We start from the raw sequence: 657 nt of genomic DNA on the forward strand, positions 1-657 counted from the left end.
ATATACTTGTAGGAAGCTCGGAGCTTGTTCGGTTGGTTTGGTTGCCATGTCGATACAGTTAATTACATATTAAAGATAGTAATAATCAGGGATATACATAACGTTTCTAGCCGAAAAGAGGCAAAATACCGTGCAACGGTCTCTCTGGCTGAAGTTCAGAAGACAAAAGACGGAGTCTCTTTGCCGTATCAAACTCCTGACCGAAGCCATGACTCTGATAGAGAAATACCATTCGGGAGAGAGGGAAACGCTGTTCGATCCCGTTCCTTATCCGGTCTATCTTATGCAGTTGAAAGCGTTGCAACTGAAAGCCGGTATCACGATCCCACTCTCGGCACATGTCGGAAGGCATACATTCGCCACATTAGTCACGCTGGAGAACGGAGTTCCGATCGAAACGGTCAGCCGGATGCTGGGACACGGCAGTCTCCAAACGACAGAGCGTTATGCACAGGTAACACCGAAAAAACTCTTCGATGAATTTGGCAGGTTTCTCTCTTTTACGGAAGATTTAAGACTGACCCTTTAATATCAAATATCATGCGCAGTACATTCAAGATGAGACTATTGCGCAATGCGCGGCTCAAAGGTTCTTGTATCTTTCTCGGTGTTTTTTGAGTGTTTGAGCCGCTTTGGGAGCCTTGAATACTATCCCCC

General features: G+C 45.8%; 1 pseudogene. It reads left to right on the forward strand.

Going from position 1 to position 657, the window contains the following annotated elements:
• Positions 1-139: 139 nt before the first annotated feature.
• Positions 140-529 (forward strand): annotated as a pseudogene (locus HQ41_RS02275) (site-specific integrase); the annotation flags it as partial.
• Positions 530-657 lie beyond the last annotated feature (128 nt).

The sequence above is a fragment of the Porphyromonas sp. COT-290 OH860 genome, assembly GCF_000768935.1.
GTDB lineage: Bacteria > Bacteroidota > Bacteroidia > Bacteroidales > Porphyromonadaceae > Porphyromonas.